General features: G+C 71.8%; 19 protein-coding genes and 2 pseudogenes. 13 read left to right on the top strand and 8 right to left on the bottom strand.

Features of this window, described 5'->3' with window-relative positions:
• Positions 1–354 precede the first annotated feature (354 nt).
• The 5 genes from GA0115240_RS18490 to GA0115240_RS18470 all read left to right on the top strand — a co-directional run bounded on the left by GA0115240_RS18490 (position 355) and on the right by GA0115240_RS18470 (position 5,897).
• Entirely contained in the window at positions 355–1,950 is a 1,596-nt protein-coding gene (locus GA0115240_RS18490; RefSeq protein ID WP_093737776.1) for a phospholipase D family protein, read from the top strand.
• Positions 1,951–2,114: 164 nt separating this feature from the next.
• Positions 2,115–3,083, top strand: a complete 969-nt coding sequence (locus tag GA0115240_RS18485; protein ID WP_202451513.1) for a hypothetical protein — start codon at positions 2,115–2,117, stop codon at positions 3,081–3,083.
• Positions 3,084–3,331: 248 nt separating this feature from the next.
• The gene (gene mdlC, locus GA0115240_RS18480; RefSeq protein ID WP_161302285.1) at positions 3,332–4,906 is read left to right on the top strand and encodes a benzoylformate decarboxylase; all 1,575 of its coding nucleotides are present in this window, start codon (positions 3,332–3,334) and stop codon (positions 4,904–4,906) included.
• A 210-nt stretch (positions 4,907–5,116) separates the two neighbouring features.
• A complete protein-coding gene (locus tag GA0115240_RS18475) occupies positions 5,117–5,380 on the top strand; it encodes a hypothetical protein (protein WP_093737774.1) in 264 nt (87 codons plus the stop codon).
• A gap of 214 nt (positions 5,381–5,594) precedes the next feature.
• Entirely contained in the window at positions 5,595–5,897 is a 303-nt protein-coding gene (locus tag GA0115240_RS18470) for a hypothetical protein (protein ID WP_093737773.1), read from the top strand.
• A 44-nt stretch (positions 5,898–5,941) separates the two neighbouring features.
• Here the strand turns inward: GA0115240_RS18470 and GA0115240_RS18465 are convergent, their stop codons facing one another.
• Both GA0115240_RS18465 and GA0115240_RS18460 read right to left on the bottom strand, forming a co-directional pair.
• A complete protein-coding gene (locus GA0115240_RS18465; RefSeq protein WP_093737772.1) occupies positions 5,942–6,457 on the bottom strand; it encodes a GNAT family N-acetyltransferase in 516 nt (171 codons plus the stop codon).
• Positions 6,458–6,547: 90 nt separating this feature from the next.
• On the bottom strand, positions 6,548–7,189 hold the full coding sequence (locus tag GA0115240_RS18460; protein WP_093737771.1) for a class I SAM-dependent DNA methyltransferase: 642 nt from the start codon (positions 7,187–7,189) through the stop codon (positions 6,548–6,550).
• Positions 7,190–7,395: 206 nt separating this feature from the next.
• Between GA0115240_RS18460 and GA0115240_RS18455 the strand changes: the two genes are divergently transcribed.
• Positions 7,396–11,331, top strand: a complete 3,936-nt coding sequence (locus GA0115240_RS18455; protein ID WP_256069873.1) for a Kelch repeat-containing protein — start codon at positions 7,396–7,398, stop codon at positions 11,329–11,331.
• 159 nt (positions 11,332–11,490) lie between these two features.
• Here the strand turns inward: GA0115240_RS18455 and GA0115240_RS18450 are convergent, their stop codons facing one another.
• From GA0115240_RS18450 to GA0115240_RS18440, 3 genes are all read right to left on the bottom strand, one after another.
• Entirely contained in the window at positions 11,491–11,814 is a 324-nt protein-coding gene (locus GA0115240_RS18450) for a hypothetical protein (protein ID WP_141708882.1), read from the bottom strand.
• Positions 11,815–11,857: 43 nt separating this feature from the next.
• Complete coding sequence (locus GA0115240_RS18445) at positions 11,858–12,262, bottom strand: hypothetical protein (RefSeq protein ID WP_141708881.1); 405 nt, start codon at positions 12,260–12,262, stop codon at positions 11,858–11,860.
• A 581-nt stretch (positions 12,263–12,843) separates the two neighbouring features.
• Positions 12,844–13,314, bottom strand: a complete 471-nt coding sequence (locus GA0115240_RS18440; RefSeq protein WP_093737767.1) for a VOC family protein — start codon at positions 13,312–13,314, stop codon at positions 12,844–12,846.
• Between GA0115240_RS18440 and GA0115240_RS39290 the strand changes: the two are divergent.
• The 6 genes and pseudogenes from GA0115240_RS39290 to GA0115240_RS18420 form a co-directional block, all read left to right on the top strand.
• Positions 13,232–14,272: pseudogene (locus GA0115240_RS39290) on the top strand (LCP family protein); the annotation flags it as partial. The gene GA0115240_RS18440 and the pseudogene GA0115240_RS39290 sit on opposite strands and share 83 nt — an antisense overlap.
• A gap of 121 nt (positions 14,273–14,393) precedes the next feature.
• The gene (locus GA0115240_RS38305) at positions 14,394–15,200 is read left to right on the top strand and encodes a LytR C-terminal domain-containing protein (protein WP_237554991.1); all 807 of its coding nucleotides are present in this window, start codon (positions 14,394–14,396) and stop codon (positions 15,198–15,200) included.
• Between the two features lie 523 nt (positions 15,201–15,723).
• A pseudogene (locus tag GA0115240_RS39285) lies at positions 15,724–16,692 on the top strand (glycoside hydrolase family 3 N-terminal domain-containing protein); the annotation flags it as partial.
• Positions 16,693–17,009: 317 nt separating this feature from the next.
• On the top strand, positions 17,010–19,760 hold the full coding sequence (locus GA0115240_RS37635) for a glycoside hydrolase family 3 C-terminal domain-containing protein (protein ID WP_256069875.1): 2,751 nt from the start codon (positions 17,010–17,012) through the stop codon (positions 19,758–19,760).
• 598 nt (positions 19,761–20,358) lie between these two features.
• Complete coding sequence (locus tag GA0115240_RS18425) at positions 20,359–22,500, top strand: prolyl oligopeptidase family serine peptidase (protein WP_093737766.1); 2,142 nt, start codon at positions 20,359–20,361, stop codon at positions 22,498–22,500.
• Positions 22,501–22,581: 81 nt separating this feature from the next.
• Positions 22,582–23,577, top strand: a complete 996-nt coding sequence (locus GA0115240_RS18420) for a GNAT family N-acetyltransferase (RefSeq protein WP_093737765.1) — start codon at positions 22,582–22,584, stop codon at positions 23,575–23,577.
• Here GA0115240_RS18420 and GA0115240_RS18415 read toward each other — a convergent pair.
• The 3 genes from GA0115240_RS18415 to GA0115240_RS18405 form a co-directional block, all read right to left on the bottom strand.
• Positions 23,516–24,232: an SDR family oxidoreductase gene (locus GA0115240_RS18415; protein ID WP_161302283.1), complete on the bottom strand. Its 717-nt coding sequence runs from the start codon at positions 24,230–24,232 to the stop codon at positions 23,516–23,518. The two genes, GA0115240_RS18420 and GA0115240_RS18415, sit on opposite strands and share 62 nt — an antisense overlap.
• A 99-nt stretch (positions 24,233–24,331) precedes the next feature.
• A complete protein-coding gene (locus GA0115240_RS18410; RefSeq protein ID WP_093737763.1) occupies positions 24,332–25,093 on the bottom strand; it encodes an alpha/beta fold hydrolase in 762 nt (253 codons plus the stop codon).
• Positions 25,094–25,153: 60 nt separating this feature from the next.
• A complete protein-coding gene (locus GA0115240_RS18405; RefSeq protein ID WP_093737762.1) occupies positions 25,154–25,588 on the bottom strand; it encodes an SRPBCC family protein in 435 nt (144 codons plus the stop codon).
• A 237-nt stretch (positions 25,589–25,825) separates the two neighbouring features.
• Between GA0115240_RS18405 and GA0115240_RS18400 the strand changes: the two genes are divergently transcribed.
• Complete coding sequence (locus tag GA0115240_RS18400; RefSeq protein ID WP_093737761.1) at positions 25,826–26,482, top strand: hypothetical protein; 657 nt, start codon at positions 25,826–25,828, stop codon at positions 26,480–26,482.
• The last annotated feature ends 5 nt before the right edge of the window (positions 26,483–26,487 follow it).

The following is a 26,487-nucleotide window of genomic DNA, read 5'->3' as shown; positions in this document are numbered from 1 at the left end:
GCGGAGCACAGGACTGCGGAGAGATGTTCATGTAGTTGAACGCAGTGTATGGATGTGGACGTTGGTGGCTTCAGAAGTTAGGCCGGGCCGTCCGAAGGGTCAAGGGACATGACAAGAATCGGCTTCAGCCTGCGGAGGTGATCTACCTCTTGCGGTGCGAACGCCCCGCTCCGCAGGCCGGCTGACACGGATGTGAACGCGAGCGGAGCCCATCGCCTCCGCCCGCCGGGCTTCCCGCTGTCCCCTCGGCCCCAACGGGACCAGACGGCGCAGTTGGTCATGGGCCGCCCGTCCGGATGACTCCGCCGTACCCGGGTAGGCGGTCCGGCAGGCCGACCGGGAGAGGAGAGCCGTATGGGACCCGCCGACTGGTTGCTCACCCCCGGCGAGCGCGGAAATCCGGCCACCCGGCTGAACACGCGCCGCGCCGACGGTCTCGCCTGGTCCACCGGCAACGAGGTGCGGCCGCTGGTGCACGGCGCCGCCTACTTCGCCGAACTGCTCGCGGCCATCCGCGGCCAGCGGGCCGGCGACCTGCTGTTCTTCACCGACTGGCGGGGCGACCCCGACGAGACACTGGACGGTTCCGGCGCCGAGATCGGCGAGGTGCTGTGCGACGCGGCCCGGCGCGGAGTGGTGGTCAAGGGCCTGATCTGGCGCTCCCACCTGGACCGGCTCCAGTTCAGCGAGCGCGAGAACCGGCACCTGGGCGAGGAGATCGAGGCGGCCGGCGGCGAGTGCCTGCTGGACATGCGGGTACGCCCCGGGGGCGCGCACCACCAGAAGTTCGTCGTCCTGCGGCACCCGGACCGGCCCGAGCGGGACGTGGCCTTCGTCGGCGGCATCGACCTGTGCCACAGCCGCCGCGACGACGCCGGCCACGCCGGCGACCCCCGCGCGCTCCCCATGGCCGCCGCCTACGGCCCGCGGCCCCCCTGGCACGACGTCCAACTCGCCGTCCGCGGACCGGCCGTCGGCGACGTCGAGGCGACCTTCCGGGAACGCTGGCAGGACCCCGCCCCGCTCAGCCGCAGCCCGCTGAGCCGGCTGCGGGAACTCGTCCACCACGAGGACACCCGCGCCGACCCGCTGCCGCCGCAGCCCGCCGACCCGCGCCCGCGCGGCACCCAGACCGTCCAGTTGCTGCGGACGTATCCGGCCCGCCGCCACGGCTACCCCTTCGCGCCGGACGGCGAGCGCAGCGTCGCCCGCGGCTACCGCAAGGCGCTGGCCCGGGCCAGGTCGCTGATCTACCTGGAGGACCAGTACCTGTGGTCCGCCGAGATCGTGGCCGGCTTCGCCGAGGCACTGACCGCCCGTCCCTCACTGCGGATGATCGCGGTGGTGCCCGCCCATCCCGACCAGGACGGCCGGCTCACCGGGCCGATGAACGTACTGGGCCGGATCGAGGCGGTGCGGGCGCTGCAGCGGGCGGGGGGCGAGCGGTTCGCCGTCTACAGCCCGGAGAACCACGCCGGGACGCCGGTGTACGTGCACGCCAAGGTGTGCGTCATCGACGACGTCTGGGCCTCGGTCGGCTCCGACAACGTCAACCGCCGCTCGTGGACCCACGATTCGGAACTCGGCTGCGCGGTCCTCGACGAGACCCCCGACATCCGGGAACCCCGCGACCCCGGCGGCCTCGGCGACGGAGCCCGCGCCTTCGCCCGCGACCTGCGGCTCGAACTGGCCGCCGAGCACCTCGACCACGACGCGCCCGACGCGCTCTGCGACCCGCGGACCGCCTTCCGGGCCTTCGCCGAGCAGGCCGCGGCCCTGGACGCCTGGCACCGCGGCGGCCAGGCCGGACCCCGTCCGCCCGGCCGGCTGCGGACCTACGCCGTACCGGAGCTGTCCCGGGCGGCGAGCGCGGCCAGCCGCCCGTTGCAACGTCTCGTGGCGGACCCCGACGGCCGGCCCCGCTCGCTGCGCCGGCGCGCCCGGTACTGACCCGATCGCGTCCGACCGGTCCCGGGCTGTCAACCCAACGCGCACCGAAGGCCCGCTGAAGGCCGGGGTCGTGGCGCTGAGGGGCTGGTGAACAGTACCGACGGCGGTCGCACTCCGCGGGTCCCCTCCCTTAGCGTCCTGGGAGGTCCCCCTCGGAGGTGCTCATGCCCATCCGGCGAACCGTACTCGCCGCCCTCGCCAGCACGCTGGTGTCCGCCGCCGCGCTGCTGGGCCCGCCCGCCCAGGCCCAGGCGCAGACCCCCGCCGCCGTCGGCGACGCCGACCTCGCGTACCGCTGGGCGCCGATCCACTACCAGGACACCTCGTCGGCCTACTACACCGCCGACTACCTCGCACCGGTGAACTACGACGGCGACTGGAACACCCTGAACAACTGGGACGACCTCGACGCCGACACCGCCCACCTCACCGGGACCGTCTACTACTCGGTGGTGGAGACCAGCACCGACTGGTACCTGACCTACGCCTTCTTCCACCCCCGGGACTGGAAGGACTACCCGCTCGACATCTTCTCCCACGAGAACGACATGGAGGGGCAGTTGGAGGTGGTGCACAAGGACGGCAGCACCTATGGCACCCTGCGGGCGGTCGTCACCCTCGCACACGACAACTTCTACTCGTACGTGCCGGCCGGCAGCCCGTACACCGACGGCCGGGAGAACATCGACGGCAGCCTGATCCTCCAGACCTACGACGGCGCCCAGCACCCCACCAGCTTCCAGGAGGACCGCGGGCACGGCGCCTACGCCTGGGACGGCAGCGGCTTCCCGGGCGGCGACGGCATCGTGTACTACCCGAGCCGCGGCGCGGGCAGCGTGCCGACCGGTGGCAACGACCGCCAGGCCTCGTACCGGCTGGTCGACATCTTCAGCGGCGACGGACTGTGGAGCCGTCGCAACAACGCCGAGACGTACCACAGTTGGGGTACCTTCGCCGGCGACAACGGCGAGGACAACGCCGCTCACGCCCCCTGGGCCTGGGACGACACCAACGACGGCAGCGACCTGCCGGCCGGGACCATCGCCACGGATCCCGCCTACCTGATCTCCCAGTACTTCGGCAACACCGCCCCGCTCAGTCTCGGTTACACCCGCGACACCTACCGGCAGTAGCGGCGCCGCGCCGCCGAAAGCGCGGTGGGAGTGCTGGTCGCAGCCCGTCGTCGGGGGTGCGACCAGCACCGGCCGTCCGGTGGTGCGATGGCTCTGCAGGACGGCCCGGTGGTCCCGACGACTATCCGACCGGGCGAACCCCAAGCGCATTCAGCCCAGTCCGCTTTCGTCGTGTTTGAACCGCTATGGCTGGGCGTCCTAGGGTCGAGGTGACCGATCAGCCACCTCACACAAGGGGCCAACCAACCATGGCGACCGTCAACGAGGCGTTCTACGGGGTACTGCGTCACCACGGGGTCAAGGCGGTCTTCGGGAACCCCGGGTCGAACGAGCTGCCCTTCCTGACCGGGCTTCCGGACGACATCCCCTACTACCTCGGCCTGCAGGAAGGCGCCGTCGTCGCGATGGCGGACGGATTCGCGCAGGCGACGGACACCGTCGGCTTCGCGAACCTGCACGCGGCCGCCGGAACCGGCAACGCGATGGGGTGCCTGACCAACACCCAGGCCAGCCACACCCCGGTGGTCGTGATGGCCGGCCAGCAGACACGGCGCTACGTGCCGGTCGGCGCCCTGCTCACCAATGTCGACCCCGTCAAGCTCACCGAGCCGCTGGTGAAGTGGTCCGGCGAACCCCTGCGCCCGCAGGACGCCCCCGCCCTGGTGTCCCGGGGACTCATGCTCGCCGACTCCGCCCCGCGCGGCGTCGTCTATCTGTCGGTGCCCCTGGACGACTGGCCCGAGCCCGCCGACGACAGCGCGCAGACCCAGCTGCTCCGGCGTGCGGTGGACGGATCCCCCGTCGTCCCCTCGCAGACGGTCCAGACCCTGGTCTCCGCACTCGACGGCGCCGCCAGGCCGGCACTCGTCCTCGGCCCCGGCGCCGATACCGAGGAAGGATTCCAGGCCGCCGTCGAGCTGGCCGAGCGCGCCCACCTCCCCGTCTGGGTCGCCCCCAGCGCGCCCCGCTGCCCGTTCCCGACCCGGCACCGGTGCCACCAAGGGCTGCTGCCGACCGCGGCCGGGGCGCTCGCCGAGGTCCTCGCGCCGTACGACACCGTCGTGTGCTTCGGCGCCCCGGTCTTCCGCTACCACGTGTCGAGCACCGACGACTTCCTTCAGCCCGGCACCACCGTCTACGCCGTCACCGACGACCCCGACGAAGCCGCCCGCGCGCCGTTCGGCCGGATGTTCGTCGGCGACGCCTCCGACGCGCTGGTCCGCGTCAGCGGCGCGGTCGCCGCCAGCGACCGGCCCTGGCCCACGCCGCTCACGATCGCCGAAGCCGACACCAGCGGACCGCACTTCACCGCCGAAGCCATCCTCGACGCCATCGACCGCGGCACCCGCGACGACGAGACCGTCTTCTCGCTCGAATGGACCTCCGCGGAAATGCTCCGCGACCGGCTCACCATCACCCGCGCGAAGTCCCTGTTCTACTCCGCCGCCGGCGGACTCGGCTGGGGCCTCCCCGCTGCCATCGGCCTCAAGCTCGGCCGTCCCGAACGGCCCGTGGTCTGCCTGCTCGGCGACGGCTCGCCGCACTACACCATCGCCGGCCTGTGGACCGCGGCCCGCCACAAGGTCCCGGTCACCTTCGTGGTCAGCACCAACACCAAATACCGCGCGCTGGAGGAATTCGCCGAAGAACTGCACGTCCCCACAGGTGAGTACCTGCACATCCCCGACCTCGGCATCCTCGACATCGCCCGCGGCTACGGCCTCGAAGTCCACCGCGCGGAAACCCTCGACGACCTCACGGCGTACCTCAAGAAGGGCCCCGAGGCGGCGGGGCCGCGCCTCGTCGAGATCCTCCAGCGCTGAGGACCGGTGATCCCGAACGCGTCCGTCGTACGGCGGCCCGCGCCCGCCCGGCGCGGATCCCGGTCCGCGCCGCCTCGACGGATGAACGCCCGAGCGTCCGGCGGCGTGCACCGCGCCGGGGCCTTCGCCATGTCACAGGCCCATCACACGACAGACGCGCGCCGCCGGCACCTGACAAGGTGACGCCACCGATACAAAGGGGCAGTCACCATGGGATTCATCAACGGCGCCAAGGCCAACAGCGCGGCAAGCGACGCCCGCAAGGCCATCGACGCCGGACAGAGCGTGCTGGTCTACAAGTTCATCGAGGCCAACACCAACAGCCGCGTCACCGGCCCCATGCTCGGTATCGCCGACCAGATCCAGGCCGTCGAGTCGCAGGGCTGGGCGCTCTACAACATGGCCGTCGGCGAGGGCAAGGCGCTCAGCGGCGACCGCGTCGCCATCGTCTGCCTCTTCCGCCGCAACGGCTGACCGCCCCACCCCTCACCCGGACACGGTGCGGGCGCACCCCGGCCGCTCAATGTTTCCGCCGGCGCCGGACCCGGAGCGGCCGGTCTCGCCGCGCGCGGCCGGGTGAGTGCGACAATCCGGTCGGTGCGACTCCCGGCGTGGCACGGCCGGCGTCCGCCCGGGCATACCGTCTCCGGAGGTACTGGTCATTTTCACGCGACGTCCCGGCCTCATCGTGGTCGACAACCTGGAAACCGCCCTCGCCGAGGTGAGCGCGCTTCTCACCGCAGCCGAACCGGGCGACCGGCCGGGCCTGCAGAAGGCCGTAGCCGCGCTCTCCGGTCTTTTGGCCCGCTCCCCGGACCCGGAAGTCCAGTGGGCCCGTCAGGTGCTGGCAGCGGCCGGCCTCGACCCGGCAACGGCCCAGGTCGAGGCGGTACGGGCACTGCGCGCCGAGGCCCCGGGCCTGGGCGTCCTGGAGGCGGGCATTCTGGCCAAGAGGTCAGCCGAATCCGATGCGGGCACCGGCGTCGCTTGACCCGCTCGCCTCCTCCTGCCGCCGCCGCGCGTGCTGCGGGGGAGTCAGAGGTTGTCGAACGGCTCGGCGTAGGTGAACGCGCCGCGCAGGGCGGGGTCGTAGGCGGTCAGGGTGCGGACCTGAAAGTGTTCGGACCATGCCGGATCCGGTGGGACGATCCCGAACCGCGTGCTGGTGCGGAAGCCGAACCGGCCGTAGTAGTCGGGGTCACCCAGCAGGCAGACAAGCGGCTCACCGGCGGCGTCCGCCGCGCCGAGCACGGAGTGAACGAGCGCCAGGCCGACGCCCCTTCGTTGATGGCCGGGATCCACGCTCAGCGGTCCGAGAGCCAGCACCGGCATGGCGTCGACGTGCCCACGGGTGCAGAGCACATGCCCAACGATCTCCCCCTGCGGGCCGATCGCCACGAGCGACAGCGCCGGGAGCCACGCGCCGCTGGTGCGGAGTTGATCGACGAGGATGGCTTCCGCGGTGATCGGAACGCCCGGCTTGGCGAAGGCGGCGGAGGCAACAGCGTGGACGGCGGGCACATCGGCCGGCTCTTCGCGTCTGATCAGCACGGTGACAGTCTGGGAAGGCCCGGCCCGGGCCGCAACGGAATAAGCGGGCGCGCCCCGCGCGACCGGGACTGCCCGCCGGCTGCCCGGCGATCAGCCGCGCCGTGCGAAAAGGATCGCCTGCGACGATTTCTCCTGCGGAGACAGCACCATCTGGGCCTCGACCTCGAATCCGCTGTCGCGCAGCCAGTCGGCCACCTGGGCCGGCCGGCGCCGGTGGACCTGCACCTTCATCGGGTGGCCGCCGTAGCCCTCGGTCTTCCAGCGTGGTGTGTCGCCCACGTGGAAGAGGAGGTGCAGCGGTCCACCCGGCCGCAGTACCCGATGGAAGTGGCCGAGCACGGCCGGCACCTCGTCGTCGGGGATGTGGATCAGCGACTGCCAGGCCAGCAATCCACCCACCGAGGCGGCCGGGAGGTCCAGGTCCGTCATCGAGCCCACCTCGAATCGCAGGCCGGGATGGTCGCGGCGGGCCACCTCGATCATCCCGGGAGACAGGTCGACACCGAAGGCGTCGACACCGAGGGTGTGCAGGTGCGCGGTGACGTGCCCGGGCCCGCAGCCGATGTCCGCCACCGGCCCGCCGCCCGCGGCCCGGACGCTGTCGGCAAATAGCGCCAGGGCCGCGCGGACGTAGGGACCCCGGGCGAGGGCGTCGCGCACCTGGGCGGCGTAGCTGACCGCGACCGTGTCGTACGAGGTTCGGGTGTCGGTCAGCCACTCGTCCGTCGTCATGGCCGACACCGTAGCCGGTGGGCCTGCCCGAACCGGCCGGCGGCGGCCCGAACTCCCCTGTGGCAACCCCTGTATCCGGTTGATCAGGAATCGTCCCAGGCCCCATTGACATGCATCCACCACACGTTCTTAATGATCGCCGGTGTGCCCGCCGTCGCCCCGACGTCGCGGGACTGCCTTCCGACGAGTACCCACGGGAGTGCTTGGTGCGCAGACAACGAAGTTCAGGCCCCTCTTCGGGCCGCACGGCACGAGGTGCGCTGGCGCTGCTCGGCGCCGTCGCCGTGGCGGTGCTGGGCCTGCAGGCGCCGGCGGCGTCCGCGGATCCCTCGCGCACGGCGCCCGCCCCCGCCGCGGACAGCGGGCAGCAGGCGCCGTACCAACCCGTCTGCGGCACTCCGGAACCGGGCCAGTACGCCTGCTTCGCGCTGCGCCGCACCGATGTGTCCCCCGCCCGCGGCCTGCGCGCGGCGGCGGCGCCCGCCGGGTACGGGCCGGCCGACCTGCAGAGCGCCTACGACCTCCCGGCCGACGGCGGAGCCGGACAGACCGTCGCGATCGTCGACAGCTACGACGACCCGACCGCGGAGGCCGACCTCGCCGTCTACCGCGAGCAGTTCGGGCTGCCCGCGTGCACCTCCGCCGGCGGCTGCTTCACCAAGGTCGACCAGCGCGGCGGCACCGACTACCCGGAGCCGAGCGAGGACTGGGCGGGCGAGATATCCCTGGACCTCGACATGGTCTCCGCCGCCGCCCCCAACGCGCACATCCTCCTGGTCGAGGGCGACGAGCCGAGCAGCGACGACCTCGGCGCGGCCGTCGACACCGCGGTGGCGCTCGGCGCCAAGTACGTCTCCAACTCCTACGGGACCGACTACCGGGGCGGCCCCGGCACCGGCGAGGACCCCTCCGACACCACGGCGCTCGACGCGTACTACGACCACCCGGGCGTCGCGGTCGTCGCCTCGTCCGGTGACTACGCCTACGGCGTCGCCTACCCGGCGGCCTCCCCGTACGTGACCTCCGTGGGCGGCACCTCGCTGGCCCGCGACGCGGACAGCGCACGCGGCTGGTCCGAGGCGGCGTGGGCGAAGGCCGGCTCCGGATGCTCGCTGTACGAGCCCAAGCCCGCCTTCCAGCAGGACACCGGCTGCGCCCACCGCGCGGTGGCCGACGTCTCCGCGGTCGCCGACCCGGCCACCGGCGTGTCGGTCTACCAGACCTACGGGAACACCGGCTGGTCGGTCTACGGCGGCACCAGCGCGTCGTCGCCCATCATCGCGGCGGTGTACGCCGACGCGGCCACCCCGGCCGCCGGCACCTACCCCAACGCCTACCCGTACGCCAACCGTGACGGGCTCAACGACATCACCAGCGGCAGCAACGGGAGTTGCGACCCCGCCTACCTGTGCCGCGCCGGCGCGGGCTACGACGGACCCACCGGCCTGGGCACCCCGAACGGCCTGCAGTCCTTCCGCACCGGGCCGCACGGCCGGCTGTCCGGAACGCTCACCGACAGCGCCACCGGCAAGCCCGTCGTCGGGGCCACCCTCTCCTCGGGGACCGACGCGGCCCACACCGACGCCGACGGGCACTACACGCTGGCGCTGTCGGCCGGCCGCCACGACGTCACCGCCACCGCCTTCGGTTACGCCACCAGAACCGTCAGAGGCATCGCGATCGGCGACGGCGCCTCCGTCACCCGGAACATCACCGTCGGCCGGGTGCCCAGCGAGACGGTCTCGGGGAAGGTCACCGACGGCTCCGGCCACGGCTGGCCGCTCTACGCGAAGATCGGCGTGGCCGGCGATCCCAACGCGGTCTGGACCGACCCCGCCACCGGCGCCTACCGGGTGACCCTGCCGCGCAACGCCGATCTCACCCTCGACGTGGCGGCGGTGGCGCCCGGTTACCGCGCCGTGACCAAGGACATCCACGTCGGCACCCGCGCACTGACCGCGGACTGCCCGCTCACCGCCGATCCGTGGGTCGCCACCGCGCCGGGCTACGCCGTCCATCTGACCGGCAGCACCGAGACGTTCGACTCCGCCACGGCGCCGCCGCAGGGCTGGACCGTCACCGACGCCGACGGCACCAAGGGCGGCTGGGAGTTCGACGACCCGGCGGGCGAGGGGAACAACACCGGCGGTGACGGCGCGTTCGCCGTCGTCGACAGCACCTTCTATGGCTGGGACCAGCACCAGGACACCGAACTGACCAGCCCGGTCTACGACTTCACGGGCAAGGACACCCCCGAGCTGGCCTTCGACACCATGTACACCTACAACCCGTCGCGGATGAACTTCGACGTGGAGGCCACCGACGACGGCGGCGCCACCTGGTCGACGGTCTGGACCCCCGACGACAGCGTGTTCTACGCCGGCCCCACTCCGGTGGTCGTGCCCCTCGGCGCCTACGCCGACGCGCCCGCCGTACAACTCCGCTTCCACTACGCTGCGTCGGGCGTCTGGTACTGGGGCGTCGACGATGTCTTCGTCGGGCAGCGCGACTTCACTCCCACCCCCGGCGGCATGGTCGTCGGCACCGCGAAGGACGCCAACTCCGGCCTGCCGGCCACCGGCGCCACCATCACCGACGCCGGAAACCCGGCCGTGCACACCGAGACGGTGGCCACCCCGGAGGACCCGACGCTGGCCGACGGGTACTTCTCGCTCTTCACCCCCGGCCCCGGCAAGCACACCCTCACCGCCGCCAAGAGCAACTACGCCGACCAGGAACGGGCGTTGACCGTACGGGCCGACCGCACCACGCCGGTGGCGTACTCCCTGCGCGCCGGACGGCTGTCGGCGACGCCCGGAACACTCGACGCCACCACGGCACCCGGCCGGCAGGTGCGGCGGAAGCTCACCATCACCAACACCGGTACCGAGCCCGCCACTTTGACGCTGGGCGAGCAGGACGACGTGCTGCTGCCGGACGCGACGCACGGTGCGCCCCTGCGGCGCGTCCAGGGCGACTACCCGCTCGGCCGCGTCCCCACGGGGGCGCCCACCGGTTCCTCGCCGGCCGGTCACCCGGCGCCGACCCCGCCCAACGCCTGGCAGAGCGCCCCCGACCTGCCGGTGGCTGCCATGGACAACATCGCAGACAGCCACCAGGGCAGGCTCTACGCCGGCTTCGGCGACCCCGGCTTCTCCATCGGCGGAGTCGGCGACAGCAACGAGCTGTACGTGCTCGATCCCGCCACCGACAACTGGAAGCAGCTCGCCAGCGCCACCGACACCCGCGAAGCGCCCGGCCACGGCTTCATCGGCGACAAGCTGTACATCGCCGGCGGCTGGGGCGCCGACGCCAACCCCGACCCCGCACTGGAGGTGTACGACACCGCCACCGACAGCTGGACGACGGGCGCACCCGACCCGCGTCCGCACGCCGGAGCCGGCAGCGCCGTCCTCGACGGCAGGCTGTACCTGGTCGGCGGCTGCGACACGGCCTGCGGCGTCGCCGACGTCAACGTCTACGACCCGGCGAGCGACACCTGGGGCCGGGCGGCGGACTACCCCGAGCCCGTCTCCTGGGTGTCCTGCGCCGCGATCGGCGGCAAGCTCTACTGCGCCGGCGGAGCCACCGACGCCGGGAACACCGCGCACACCTACGTCTACGACCCGGCGTCCGACGCCTGGTCACGGCTGGCGGACATGCCGCTGCCGCTGTGGGGCTCGGCGTACGCCTCGGCGGACGGCCTGCTGGTGGTCTCCGGCGGTGTCAGCGGCGACGACCTGAGCAATCAGGGCTTCGCCTACGATCCGCGCACGGGCAGCTGGAACGCCCTGCCCAACGCCGCCACGGCCACCTACCGCGGCGGCGGCGCGCTCGGCTTCTACAAGGTCGGCGGCGGAACGGGCGGGCTGGCCGTCACCGGGGCGGTGGAGAACCTGCCCGGCTTCGCGGTCGACCCGACCTCCGACGTCCCCTGGCTGAAGGAGAGCACCCAGCGGCTCACCCTGCGCCCGGGGGCGACAGCCACCGTGACCGTGACCCTGGGGGCGGACACGCCCCAGGTGACCGCTCCCGGTGACTACCGGGCCCGGCTCGACTTCGGCACGGACACGCCGTACGCGCTGCCGTCGGCCGCGGTGACCCTCCACGTCACCGCACCCGCCCGCCCACGCACGCCGTAGCCCGGCAGTCCTGACCACGAGCCCCGTCGCCACGCGCGGGGTGTGAACACGAAGACCTCCGGTGCGGTGGGGCTGTCCGCGGGACACACCGGCCGGAGGTCTTCGTGCCCATGCCCACCCATAGGGGGTGGAGGGCGGCCGGTCGGGGCGGGGTCCGCGTCAGCCCGGCGTCGCCGCCGGCTCGTCCAGCAGCGTCTGGGCGGCGTCGCGGATGTCTTGCGGGAAGCACTCGGGATGCTGCACGACCAGCCGCATCGCACGCCGCAGACCCGCGGTGTCCGCCCCGTGCGTGGCCGCCACGACCGGGGTCACGGCCCGCACGAGCGACGCGCAGCTCGCGGCCGGGCCCCGGTCCGCCTCGCGGAGGTCTGCTCGCAAAGTATGCACGCCGGTGGCCACCGCGATCGCGACGGCGACCGTGCTGACGGCGATCAGCCGGCCGCGGGACATGGGTTTCGTCGGGGCTGTCTCGGGCCAGGTCATGCGCTGCTCTCCGGGTCGGCTCGGGGTGGGCGCGCGGCGGGGCTCAGCCGCGGCCGAAGCGCCGGGCCAGTCCGTACGCGGCGAGCGCGGCGAACCACAGGGCGACGATCCGCTTCACGTCGGCGTCGTGCTTCCACGCCTGGCACAGGGCGGCGAAGTGGTGCAGGAACAGGTCGGTGACCGGGATGTCGTTGCCGAGGCCGGACGCCAGGTGGCTTTGGATCAAAGCGGTGCCGAACAGGTCGCCGAGGATCACCGCGGAGATCGTCAGCAGTAGGGCCGCGACGGGGAGCCTGGCGTCGCGCCCGCCGACCTTGCCGACGGCGAGGCCCACCAGTGCGCCCACCGCCAGCGGGCCGTAGCCCAATTCGGTGCTGTGGCCGTTGCCATGGGCCAGCGCCCGCAGCAGCCCGCCGTAGGCGAGCGCCGCCACGATCGCTACGAGCACGCCCGCCACCAGGCCGGGGCGGAGGCCGTTCCGATCCCGGGCGACCGGCGGTGGCGGACAGTCGGCGCTCACGAAGAAGACCCCCCAGGACGTCACGGAATGCGAACAGCGCATCACGCCGACGACGTGGGGGCCATCAGCGAACAGCAGCGCCGAAATCTAGCAGAAGGTTGCCCGCCGGGCCGATGGCCCCGTCAGGTCGGATCGCCCACACGAACGCGGACGTCCATGCCCCCTGCGGCGCCGGCCAGGGCGTGGCAGCGGCTGCTCGCCTCGGTGCCGCCGACCACCTCGAACGCGCCCGGGGATCCCGCAGCCGACCGTCGCGCGCCAACTCGACCAGCTGCTCACGTGCCTCTCCCCGCAGCGCGAGCGCGTCCGCCAACGCGGTCACCGTTCGGTGCTGGGCCCCTTGCTCCGCCCACGCTCCATGTCCGACCGCGGACACCCGCATTCGCCGCGGGCGTCCCGGTTGCAGTCGCCGCTTGCCCCGCACCTGGTGGGTACGAACCGACCGACGTCAATCGGCAAGGCGGTCTCGCCCTGGGGGCAGCCGGCGGCCCTGAAAGCTCGATGGCCGATCAAGAAGACGGGTCCTGGACGACGCAGAATTCGTTGCCTTCCGGGTCCTGCAGCACGGCGGCGTAGTGCCCCGTGTCCGGCTCGTCCGTGGTCCGCAGCAGATGGGCGCCGGCCGCGGTCAGTCTTTCCACCGCGGTGGTGACCCGCTGCGCGCGGACCGCGAACGGGACGTCGCGCCCGCCGCCGACCTTCAGGTCGAGGTGGATGCGGTTTTTTCCGGTCTTGGCTTCCGGAACCTGCTGGAACCACACCCGAGGCCCTTGCCCGGCGGGATCGACGATCGACTCCGGGCTCTCGCCCGCTCCGACCGGCAACTCCTCTTCGGGCACCCCCGTGGCCGCCCAGTACTCCCGCCAGGTGGCACGGCCACCCGGCGGCGGTTCGGGTATGTACCCCAGCGCCTGGCTCCAGAACGCCACCAGCGTCTGCGGGGCGGCGCAGTCGATCGTCAGTTGCAGGGTCATCTCCATGGCCGGAGCCTTGCAGACCCCGCTGACATTTCTGGCGGACCGAACCTGCCGCCGCGTGGGCACCCAGGATCCGGGCATGCCTTCGCGCCGGATCACGGGAAGAGATCCACCGCTGTGGGAGGCGCGGAACCCAACACGTCCGCTGGAAGTCATACTTGATGATCTGTCCTGTGATCCGCCAGCAGCCCGAACCTGTGAGGAAGTGCCCATGCCCAAGCCCCCCAGCGGATCGCGGAGGCATGGAGCCGGCCAGAACAGGGGTGTTGCGACGGACGCGGCGGAGCCGCCCGCCGGCGGCCGGGCCGCGATGCGCAGGAGCCGGAAGAAGCCGGGCGGAAAGCGCGCTGTGAAGATCGTCGGTCTGTCGCTGGGCTTTGTGCTGGTGCTCGGAGCCGGGACGGCGGCGTACGCGTACTGGAAGCTGAACAGCAACATCAACTCCGACGACCTGTCCGCCAACGGCAAGGACGGCGCGGGACACGAGCTGGTGGACGCGTTCGGGCGCAGTCCGATCAACATCCTGGTGATCGGTTCGGACGCCCGTACCGACGCCGCGGACTGCAAGCTCGGCGGTGCCTGCGGGACCGCCAGCGGCGCCCGGGCCGATGTGGAGATGGTCGTCCACATCTCCGCCGACCGGTCCAACGCCACCGTGATGAGCATCCCGCGCGACCTGCGCAGCGACTGGAGCGGCTGCCATGACGCCAACCATCCGAGCATGGGCCCGCAGACCGGCGCGATGATCAACTCGGCGCTGAACGGCGGCCCCGGCTGCAGCGTCGTGGCGGTGCACGAACTCACCGGGATACCCATCGACCACTTCATGATGGTCGACTTCTCCGGCGTGGTGGACATGTCCAACGCGGTCGGCGGGGCAACGGTCTGCGTGGACAAGGACATCTACGACCCCTACAGCCACCTGAAGCTGAAGGCGGGCACGCACGTCCTCAAGGGCAAGTCGGCGCTGGAGTTCCTGCGGACCCGGCACGGTCGGCGACGCCAGCGACAGCCGCGGCCGGACCGTCGCCCAGCACCTCTTCCTCAACGCCCTGCTCAGCCAGTTGAAGAGCAAGGGCACCTTGAGCAGTCCGACGAAGATGTGGGGCATCGCCAACGCCGCCACCAAGGCACTGACGGTCGACAACAGCCTCGACTCCGCCACGAAGCTCATCGGCCTGGCCGGCGACCTCAACAAGGTCCCCGCCAGCCGCATCACCTGGGCCACCATGCAGACCCAGGACGTCACGGTGCAGGGATCCTCGCGGACCGAGATCGCCCCGGGTGCCAAGGCGATGTTCAAGAGTATTGCCACCGATCAGTCACTCACGGCGGCCGCCGCGGGGGCCGGCCACTCCTCCTCGCCGACCGTCCCCCCGGTGCCGATCGCCTCCATCGCCGTACAGGTCCAGAACGGCACGACGGTCAACGGCCGCGCATTGGCGATCGCCCAGCAACTGATCGACGGGGGATTCAGCGACAGGACGGCGCCGGGGAACGGAACGCCGGCCGCGACCACCTCGTTGACCTATCCGCCCGGTCAGAAGGCGCAGGCCCAAGCGGTCGCCAGGTCAATCGGTCTGCCGGCCAGGGGACTCGTGCAGGGGCCGGGGACCCGGATCGTGCTGCTCATCGGCGCCGACTGGCCGACCGGCGCCACGTTCCCCGGCGGCAAAGCCGCCCCGGCGCCCGTCGACACCCAGGCAGCGCTCAACGGCACCAACCAGCAACTGGGCACCGACAAGAAATGCGCCGAGGTCAGCACCTACAAGGATGTCATCGGGCTGGACGCGAGCGGCAAGCCCACCTCGTCCGACCACCCGGCCTCCGGCACCTCCCCGACCCGCGCCTACGCCCTCAGCCCGAACGTGAAGGACTCGGCGCCCTGATGCTGTCGGGCGCCCGCAGTTCCGGGTAGGGACTTTCGACGACATTAGTCAGAAATAGGCCGCCCAACCCGGCACGCATCACCTGGACCCCGACCCGAAGCCGAGCTCGCCCTCCCGTCCCCGGTCCGCTCCCGTCGCGGAATCTCGCCGCCAGGACACGGATTGTCAAGCCTGGCAAGGGATTTGACGCTTCGTCCGGTTCTGCGGCGGCCCCTGCGGCAGCACCCTTGACTTTTGCTCATAGCAAGCTAAACAGTGTGGGGGCGAGCTTTCATCAGGTTCGGCGGGCAGCCGCGGTACGCCGTACTTCGTGCGCGAAGGAGACAACGTTGTCGCCATCCAGCCGGCACGGCCTCGGCCGGGATGCCGACGCGCGCCCGGCCGAGGCCGCGACCACCCGGCCGACGTCCGCATCGCTCCCGGCTCCCCGGTGACCGTCCCCCCGCGCAGGCCACCGTCACCGGTGCCGGCGTGCTCCCCATGAACCTGCGCCCCAGCGGCGCATGACCTGAAGGAGACAACCATGCACTCCCCAGGACTCAGATCATCCGTCGGACGCCTCCTGGCCGCCGCCCTGGCGGTGACCGTGGTCGCCGGAGTGCCGGCGGTGGCGCAGGCGAGCACGCGAGATCCGGCCCGGTCCGCCGCCGCCTCGACGCCACCGATCTACCTGAACACCCACTACACCTTCGCCCAGCGGGCGGCCGATCTGGTCTCGCGCATGACGTTGGCCGAGAAGGAAGCGCAACTGCAGACCAACGACGCGCCGGCCATCCCCCGGCTCGGGGTCCAGCGGTACACGTACTGGAGCGAGGGCCAGCACGGCATCAACCGGCTCGGTGCCGACACCGCGGCGGGCAGTCAGGGCGAGCTGAACGTGACGGCGACCAGCTTCCCGGTGAACTTCGCGTCCACGATGTCCTGGGATCCGAAGCTGACCTACCAGGAGACCACGGCGATCTCGGACGAGGCGCGCGGATTCCTCGACAAGTCGCTGTGGGGGACCGGGCAGAACAACATCGGCCCGTCCGCGTCGGACTACGGCGATCTCACCTTCTGGGCGCCGACAGTCAACATGGACCGCGATCCGCGCTGGGGGCGTACCAACGAGTCGTTCGGCGAGGACAGCTATCTGGCGTCCACGATGGCCGACGCGTTCGTCGACGGGTATCAGGGCGAGACGATCACCGGTCGGCCGATGACCCCCTACCTGAAGGTCGCGGCCACCGCCAAGCACTACGCCCTGAACAACGACGAGGACAGCCGGCACACCCAGAGCGCGAACACCACCGACGCCAACATCAGGGACTACTACACCAAGCAGTTCGCCAGCCTGGTGCAGAACGCCCACGTGTCCGGCGTGATGACCTCCTACAACGCGGTGAACGGCACGCCGGCGCCCGCGGACACCTACACGGTGAACGAACTGCTGCAGGCCACCTACGGGTTCGGTGGGTACACCACCTCGGACTGCGGTGCGATCGGCGACGTGTACTCCTCCGGCGGCCACAACTGGGCACCGCCGGGGTGGACGACCAACGGCACCACATGGACGGAGACCGCCACCGGCCGGCAGATCTCCGCATCGGCGGGCGGGCAGGCGTTCGCGCTGCGGGCGGGCACCCAGCTGAACTGCGCCGGCGGTGAGTTGACCACGCAGAACATCGACGCGGCCATCTCGCTCGGTCTGTTGACGCCCGGGGTGATCGACAGCGCGCTGACGAAGCTGTTCACGATCCGCATGCAGACCGGGGAGTTCGACCCCGCGAGCAAGGTCGCCTACACCAAGGTCACCAAGGCGCAGATCGAATCGCCCGCCCACCAGGCGCTGGCCGAGAAGGTCGCCGCGCAGGACCTGGTGCTGCTGCAGAACAACAAGGTCCCGGGCGGTTCGGCCCCGCTGCTGCCGGCGAACCCCGCCAAGCTGAACACCATCGCCATCGTCGGCAATCTGGCCAACCGACGACGCTCGGCGGCTACTCCGGCAATCCGACGCTCCAGGTCAACGCCGTGCAGGGGATTACCGCGGCGGTCAAGGCGGCCAACCCGTCGGCAACTGTCACCTTCGACGCCTGCGGCACCTCGACAACCGCCACAACGCCCGCCGCGTGCCCGGCCGCCACCCAGACCGCGATCAAGGCGGCCGACCTGGTGATCGTGGTCGTCGGCTCGGATCTCGGCGTCGCGGACGAGGGCACCGACCGTTCGACGCTGGCCCTGCCCGGCAACTACGACTCGCTGATCAGCCAGGTCGCCGCCCTCGGCAACCCCCGCACGGCGCTGGTGATGCAGGCCGACGGCCCGTACGACATCCAGGACGCCCAGCAGGACTTCCCGGCGATCGTGTTCAGCGGCTACAACGGCGAAAGCCAGGGCACAGCGCTCGCCCAGGTGCTCTTCGGCCAACAGAACCCGTCCGGCCACCTGGACTTCACCTGGTTCGCCGACGACGCACAGCTCCCCGCGATGGACAACTACGGGCTCACCGCGTCCCAGACGGGCGGGCTCGGCCGTACCTACATGTACTTCGCCGGCAAACCGACCTACCCGTTCGGATACGGCTTGTCCTACGCCCGGTTCAGCTACTCCCACGTCCGGGTCGGACCCGGTTCGGTGTCCGCCGACGGCACGGTGAGCGTCGGCTTCGACGTCACCAACACCGGCAAGGTCGCCGGCGCCACGGTCGCCCAGCTCTACGCGGCGCCGCAGTTCACCGTGCCCGGTGTGGAGCTGCCGAAGGAGCAGTTGGCGGGTTTCCAGAAGACGGCGGTGCTCGCGCCGGGGCACACCCAGCACGTCAAGCTGTCCGTCAAGGTCGCCGACCTCAGCCAGTGGGACGAGAGCGCCCTCAAGCAGGTCGTCCGCAACGGTGCCTACCAGTTCCGCGTCGGACCCGATGCGGCCACCGCGGCCGGCTCCGGCACGGTGCGGGTGCGGGGCGCCATCACTGCGCGGGTGCAGTCGGTCACCGTCCAGCCGGACCAGGTGGTCTTCAAGCCCGGCGACGCGCTGGACCTCACCGGTACCAACCCCTGGATCGCGCCGGACACCGACTCCGCGCTCGAGCAGAACCACGCGAGCGCGGACAACATCATCGAAGCGGCCGACAACGACCAGTCGTTCGCCGACCTGTCCCACGCCCGTGTCACCTACCGCACCAGTGACCCGCGGGTCGCCACGGTCAGCCGCACCGGCGTGGTCACCATGCGGGCACCCGGCGCCGCCACCGTCGAGGTGACGGTGAACGGCGTGACCGGCACAGCTCCGATCGTGGTGCAGGACCCGTTCGGTCTGCAGGCGGCGGGCATCGTCAAGCCGAACACCACCATCACCGCGACGGCGACCTTCGCCAACACCAGCACCACCGCCGTCCACGGCCTTTCGATGAGCCTGAAGCCGCCGAGCGGCTGGACGGCGACGGCGACCTCACCGGTCTCGCTGTCCCATGTCGCGCCCGGTCAGCACGTGACGGCCACCTGGAGTGTCACGATTCCGGCCACCGCGAGCCCGGGCACGAAGGCCGAGTTGGAGGCGACGGCAGCGTTCACCGGCGGCGCCGGTGCCTACACCGAAAACGCGGTCAGCGCACTCACCGTGACCTCGGGCGCCACTCCGGAACAGGTCACCCCGGTGGTGACCGGGGTCAGCCCGCCGGCCGGCTCGCTCAAGGTGGTCCTGAACAACCCGTCGGACACGCCCACCACGGTGACCGCGGTCAACTGGAAGCTCGGCAGCGCATCGGGCACCCAGCCGGTCAGCGCGACCATCGCTCCCCAGGCATCGGCCACGGTGGACGTGCCGGTGACGAACATCGGCTTCGCCACCGTCTACCCGTTCACGGTGACGAGTGTCATCTCCGGCGACCTGTCCTCGGAAGCCTTCTCCGGGCACGTCACCTTCCTGCCCGTGGTCAACAAGAGCCTCGGCAGTTCGTGGACGCTTTCCCAGGTCCAGGACGGTCCCGCGGTGGATCTGGCCACTACTGCCAACGGCACATGGGAAACACTGGACGCCGCCCAGCCCTACGGCGGCCCGTCCGATCTGTCGGGCAAGGTGTGGCTCGACTGGGATGCCACGAACCTCTACGTCACCGCCGACCTCACCGACGACGTCCAGTCCGAACCCGCGACCGGGGCCGACATCTGGCAGGGCGACTGCCTGCAACTGGCGGCCACCTCGGGCGTGCCCGGTTCGTCGGCCACCGAAAGCACCGCCTCGGTCAACGGACACTACGAGTACGGCGCCGCCCTCACCTCGGTCGGCGCTCAGTTGTACCGATGGATCGCTCCGACCGAGGGCAGCGGACAGGTCACGAACGCGACCGTGAATGTGACCCGGGACGACGCGACCCACACCACCCTGTACGAGCTGGCCGTGCCGTGGAGCGACCTCACCTCGGTGCAGCCCGCGGCGAACAACGTGTTCTCCTTCGCGCTGGACGTCAACGACAAGGACAACGGGGTTCGCAAGGGCTACATGCAGTGGGGCGACGGCATCGGCTCCAGCAAGGACGTCGCCGGCTTCAACATGGCGCAGCTGATGCCCGCGAGCGCGTCGTAGCCGCACCGTTCGCAGCGTGAGACCGGCACGACCACGTCGAGCCGGTCTCACCCGGGGCCTGCACCACGCGGAACGGCCACCCGGCGCTCTTCGGGACTGTCGAACGATACGAAGAGCGCCGGGTGGCCGTGGGCCGTGGGGGACTCGGGCCGTCGTCGGCCGGGACGGACACGCTGCGTAGCACACCATCCCGGCCGCCAGCGGGCGTGCTCGCCCGAGCCGTGACCCCGGATGCCGCACCGGCCGTCCGACACGCGGCCGATGACCTGCGGCAGCCGACGGCCGCGCCGTCCGGGGTCAGCCATCTGCGTGGCCCCGTACGGGTGGTTTCGGCAGTCGAGACGGTGTCCTCGTGCACAGTGGGTAGTCACCGCTCAAGGACCTGAGACGGGTCGACGACCGGAGCACGGAAAGGTGAAACCAATGCAAGAGATGCCGGGCCTTCCCATCATCCTCACTCAGCTGGCGGACGAGATCGGGAGCCTCGAGGAATGGCGCATGGAGCTCGCCGAGGGTGACACCGACTGAGTGTCCGTCCTCCGGCGGTGGGCCCGTTCCGGGGCTCACCGCCGGATCGGTGAAAGGGAGTCAGGACAACATGAGTGACGCATCGACACTGCGGCGCGAACCGTTCGTGGAAAGCGTGCAGGGCCGGACGGTGTGCGACCCGTACCGGTGGCTGGAGGACGACACCGATGCCGAGTGCGTCCAGTGGCTCGCCGCGCAGGACCGGATGTTCGCCGAGCACAGACCGGGCTGGCGGGCCCGGCCGGCCTTCCGGGCGTTGCTGGATGAGCTGATGGACCGCGGGGGCGCGGCGGTGCCGGTGGTGTCGGCGCCCGTGGTGCGCGGCTCGCGGCGGTTCTTCCTGCGCCGGCGGGCCGGCCAGGAGATGCCCGTGCTGGTGGCCGCCGCCGAAGGAGAGGCCGACGAGGCCGGGCGGGTGATCGTCGACCCGATGGAGCTCGACCCGTCCGGGGGCACGTCGCTGCTGGCGTGGCGTCCGTCGTGGTCGGGGCGGCTGCTGGCCTTCCAGGTGGCCGCCGGCGGCTCGGAGTCACCGCGGTTGCGCGTGCTGGACGTGACGCGGGGCCGGCCGGTGGACGGCCCGCTGGTCCTGGGACGGCCGACCGCGGTGGCCTGGCTCGCCGACGACACCGGCTTCTACTACGTGACGGGGTCGCCGGCCGAGCCGCGCCGGGTGAGACTGCACCACCTCGGGGACGATCCCGCGCACGACCCGGTCGTACTGGAGACGCCGATGCGTCACCTGTCGGTCTCGCTCAGCCCCGACGGCCGCTGGCTCCTGGTGAGCGCGGCTGCCGGCCCGCAGACCGGCAACATCCTCCGCCTGGCGGACCTGCAAGCCGACGCGACGGCCGGCCGCGGCCCGGGCGACCCGCACCTGGTGACCGTCCACGACGGGACAGCACAGGGCAGCAGCGCCCTGGTCAAAGCGGGCCCGCGCGGGCTGTTGTACGCCATCACCGACGCGGGGGCACCGCGCGGACGGGTCTGCGTCATCGATCCGGCCGAGCCGCACTCCTCGGCCTGGACCACGGTCGTCGAGCCGGGCCCCGACGCCCTGCTGTCCGCCTGCACCGCGTTGCGCGATCCCGGCAGCGGCGAGGTGCGGCTGCTGGTGAGCACCGTACGCAACGGCGTTCCCTTCCTGGCCCTGCACGACGTCACCGGCCGGCGGCTCACCGACATCGCCACACCCGGGACGGGCCCGGGCACGATCAGCGGTCTCAGTACACCGCCCGGTGACAGCGACCGCGTGTGGTTCCGCTACACCGACTTCGTCACCCCGCCCGCCGTCCACCGGTTCGCCCTGCCGCAGCAGCGCTGCGAGCCCGAGACCCGGCACGTCTCCGGCATCGCGGCGGGCGGGCCCCGGCCCCCCTCGCGCCGACCGGAGCAGCCGGTCGTACGGCAGCTGATCTGCCGGTCCGAGGACGGCACCCCCGTCGGCCTGTACGTCATCAGCCCCGCCGCACCCTTCGATGGACCCCGGCCCGCACTGCTGACCGCCTACGGCGGCTTCGGTGCCTCGGCGGCCCCCGCCTATTCGCCGAGCATCACCGCCTGGGTGAGAGCCGGCGGCATCTACGCCGTGGCCGGTGTGCGCGGCGGCGGCGAACACGGCACGACCTGGCACACCGCGGGCCGCGGCGCCGGCAAGCCCAACGCCTTCGCCGACTTCGCCGCCGCGGCCCGCCACCTCATCGACCAGGGCCTGACCACCCCCGCGCAGCTCGCCGTCAAAGGCGCCTCGCACAGCGGACTGATGGTCGCCGTCGCCATCACCCGCAACCCCGAGCTCTACGCGGCCGCCGTCTGCTCCGACGCCATCACCGACATGGTCCGCTATCCCCTGTTCGGCCTGGGCGCCTGGTGGACCAAGGAATTCGGCACAGCCGACGACCCCGACCAACTCGACACCCTGCTCAGCTACTCGCCGTACCACAACGTGCGTCCCGGCACCCGCTACCCGGCCGTCCTGCTCACCAGCCCGCGGGTCGATCCCCGCGTCGACGCCGCCCACATGCGCAAACTCACCGCCGCCCTGCAACACGCCACCGCCTCGGGCAGACCCGTGCTCCTGCGCACCGAAGACGGAGTCGGCCACGGCCCGCGCACCGCGTCCCGCTACGCCGACCTCCACAGCGACGCCCTCGCCTTCTGCGCCGAACACACCGGCCTCGTCCCTCCGGCGGACGGGCGGCCGGCCGGCTAACGGACGTCTCATGGGTCTGAGGCGAGCGCCCCGGTGAAAACCATTGGACAGCAGGGGTGTTGATCTCCTTTCCTTGCCCGGATGACGGATTTCGCGCTCCTCACCGTTCCCGCCGACTGGCAGCCGGCTTACCGGCGGCGCCTCATCGACTCCTACCGGGCCGGTGGTCTGCCGGAGCCGGCCGCAACCGAACTGGCCGCCAAGACCGTCGAACTGAGCGGCAGTTGGACGGCGGCATCGATTCTCGACGGCGACGGCCGCCGGATCGGGCAGGTCGTTGTCGGCCTCACCGAGCAGTCCGGCCGCTCCGTCGGCCGGATCGGCGAGCTCTGGACCGACCCCGGCCGCGACGAACAGGGCCGCCACCGCCGCGCGGCCCACGCCTGGGCGCTGCGCTGGTGCGCGGAGCACGGGGCGGGGCAGGTGGTCGTTCGGCAGACGGCTCCGGACCGGCTCTTCGCCGAGTACCCGGTCCGCGGCCAGACCCGGATCAAGCCGGTCGGAGCGGGAGCGGGGGTCGGACCGGGGGCCGGGGCGGGGGCTGGGGCCGAGCCGCCGACCGCGATGACATACCGGCCGATGACGCACGCCGAGTACCCGGTGTGGAAGGCCGCCGGGACGCAGCGCTATGCCGCCGACATGGTGCGGGCCGGCTCCTGGACGCCCGAGCAGGCCCGGGAGAGGGCCGAGGAGGACTACCGCGCCCTCCTTCCCGAGGGCGTGGCCACCCCTGGCAACACCCTCCTGGTGCTGCAGAGCGACGGTGAGCCGATCGGCAACGCCTGGCTGAAACACGGCTTCCTGTCCGGGGTCACCTTCGGGTACTCGCTGGTGGTCCACCCGGAGTTCCGCGGCCGGGGCCACGGCCGCGCGGCCATGACGGTCGGCGAGCAGGTCACGCGGGCCGCCGGCGACCAGGTCCTGATGCTCAATGTCTTCGGCGGCAACGAGGTCGCGATGTCCCTGTACACCGCGGTGGGCTACCGCGTACTGGAGGAGACACGCTCGTGCGACCTCACCCCGGACGCCGGTCGCCGCCCAGCATCTCGACCACTTCTCCCGCCCGACCCGATGTGAGAAGTGCGCAGACCGTGGCCGCGATCTCTTCGGGCCGGACGAGCGGGCCGGCTTCGTCCCGCTCGCGTTCGGACAGCGCGGCCCACTGCTTCCGCGCGCGCTCCAGTCCGATCCAGCCGGGCACCACGGCCGTCACGCGGACGTCGACGCGTCCCGCGAGGCTCGTGGTGAAGCGGTGCAGTCCGGCTTTCGCGGCGCCGTACTCCGGCGAACCGTAGGCCGCGTCGCCGAGGCCGCCACTGGACCCGATGTTCACCACCGCGCCGGCCGCCGCCGACAGCGCCGGCCACAGCAGCTGGGTGAGCAGCATCGGCGCGGTCAGGTTGAGCGTGAGCGCCGACAGCCACCGCTCGGGCTCGGCGTCGGGATACTGCTCGTCCGGCAGCCAGCCACCGGCATTGTTCACCAACCCGCCGATGCCACCTTGTGCCAGGAGCGCGCCGGCGGCGGCACGGACACCTTCGACAGTCGACAGATCGGCCGCAAGACCCACGACACGGCCGTGGCGGCCACCGCCGAGCTGCTCGACAGCGGCGCCCAGCGCCGCTTCGTCCCGGTCGAGCAGGACAACGGTCCGGCCGCGGGCGGCCAACTCCTCAGCGATGACGTAGCCGAGCCCCGCGGCGGCTCCGGTGACAGCGACGCTGGTACCCATATCCTCCAGCATGCCCGCGGACGCGGCTGCCTCCACCTCGGCGCCACCGTCAGCTCGGCCGCCGACGCTGCCGGCTGACAGCGCCGGTCGGTGCGGGGATCACCGCCCGGCGGCAAGGAACTCAGCGATCGCCGTGACGAATTCCGGCGTCGCGGGCGCTGTCCGGTGGTCTCCGGGCAACGCGGCGCGCGTACCGCTCGGCAGCGCCGCGACGAGCTGGTCGACGGTGCCGGCCCGCTCGTCGTCACTGCCGACGGCCACGAGCGTCGGCACCTGAACCCGGCCGAGCGACTCGACCGGGGTGGCGACGACGGAATCCAGCACATGGAGCAGAGCCACCGGGTCCTCACCGTTCGACCGGAGCCGCCGCGCGGCACGCTCCTCCACGGAGCCCGGCTCGAACGTGTCGGCCCCGGCGAAGACCCGCCGCAGGAACGACCCCGCCCCGCCTCCGACCCCGCTTACTTCCCGCAGGCCCTGCCCCAGGACCAGCGCCCGCCCCGGCACCGCACCGCGCACCAGCATCCGCACCACGATGCGCGCTCCGAGCGAATATCCGCCGAGGTCGTAGGCCTCCAGGCCCAGGTGGTCGAGGAGGGCGAAACCGTCGTCGGTCAGTACGTCGGCAGGGTAGGCGGACGCGTCCTGGGGCTTGTCGCTCGCGCCGTGTCCGCGAAAGTCCGGCATGATCACCCGGTGACCGCGCGCCGCGATCGCCTCGGCCTGGCCGTCGCGCAGCCACAAGGTCGCGTCTCCGGTGATGCCGTGCAGCAGGACCAGCGGCCTGCCCGCACCCACCTCCCGGTAGGCGAGACGTACGCCGTCACGGCCGGAGAAGGAGGACACGGCAGGACTCGGCATGCGCTGGAGCGTATACCGGGCGCCCGGATCGGCCCGTCCCGGGGTCCGGCCGGCTGCCGGTCAGCTTTCGAGGATCTTCTTGAGGACGAGCAGGTTCTCGGCGACAGCGGATTTGACCTTCCGCGTCGCGATGGCGGCCAGGGCCGACAGAATTCCCTGCGGCTCCAGCTCGATCGTGTTCCGCAGCAGGGTCCCGCCGTCGCCCGCCGACGTCAGCTCGTAGGTGGACGACCCGGTGTACGGCCCGAATCCTCCGGAGACACGCAGCAGCGAGTCGGGCTCGAAGGCGGTCACCGTCAGTTCCTCGGTCATCGGACGGGGCAGGCTCCGCTCCTGGATGTACAGCGTCCCGACTCCCACCGGCCCAGGCGAGTGCCGGACCGTCCTCTTGATCGCGTAGTTCCACGCGGGGAGGTTTCCGAGTTCCGCCAGATAGGAAAAGACCTCACCGCGGGAGCGGCCGATCTCCACGGTGTTCTCGAACGTCGTCGTCATCCGCTCTCTCCCCGCCCGCCTGCCGACATCTGATCGCGCGTCACATCCTTGCAGGGGGGCGATCGGCCGACAAGCGACGGCGGCGGGGGCGGTGTGCTTCCGGCGTGCCACGTCACCCGCCGCTCGGCAGGCCCTCCCCGCCCGGACGCGTGGCCGGCTGCCGCCGCCGTGCCGCGGGGGCCGATCACCGTGGCCCAGCGACCTCGTGTCATCATGCGGACGGGTGGAGGGGGCGCGGTGACCGGCGACGATACGGCGGAAGACGGGGGCAGCGGTGAGCACACAGCTGCCCGGGACCCGGACGAGGTCGACTGGCAGGGTGAGGCACGCCGACACGACTCCCCGTGGTTCGTCATCTGGGTGCTGGTCGTTCTCGGCGCCACGGTGAGCGTTGCCGTGGGCGTGATGTTCGGATCGGGGTGGATCTTCCTCGTCGTCGCCGTGACCTGGTCGGCCTTGTCGGTGATGACGACCGGATGGGCGCGGGCGACGCGGAAGCAGCTGGTGCGGGAGACGGGTTGTACCGCGGGACAGTTGGCGATCCTGAACCGCCGGATGGCGAAGGAGCGGCTGCCACGCGACCCCGCCGTGCGCCGGGCGATGGCCGTGATGGTGGGGCGGCAGCAGTCCGACCAGTCGGGCCGGTCGACGTGGGTGCTTCCCTGCCTGCTGGTGCTGTACGCCTTCAACGCCGCCGTCACGTGGCACACCGGCGAGCACACACTGACGCTGCTCTGGGTGGCCTTCGGTGGGCTCACCGGGGCCGCGATCGTCAAGTCGAGGCGCACACGTGCCCGTTGGACACGCCTGAGCATGGTGCTGTCACCGGACCGACCGGACCGACCGGACCGACCGGACCGACCGCGCCGTCCCCGGCCCACCGACGGCACGTAGGACCG

It is taken from the genome of Streptomyces sp. DvalAA-14 (assembly GCF_900091855.1).
Lineage (GTDB): Bacteria > Actinomycetota > Actinomycetes > Streptomycetales > Streptomycetaceae > Actinacidiphila.
This window is presented reverse-complemented; position numbering and strand designations above follow the sequence as displayed.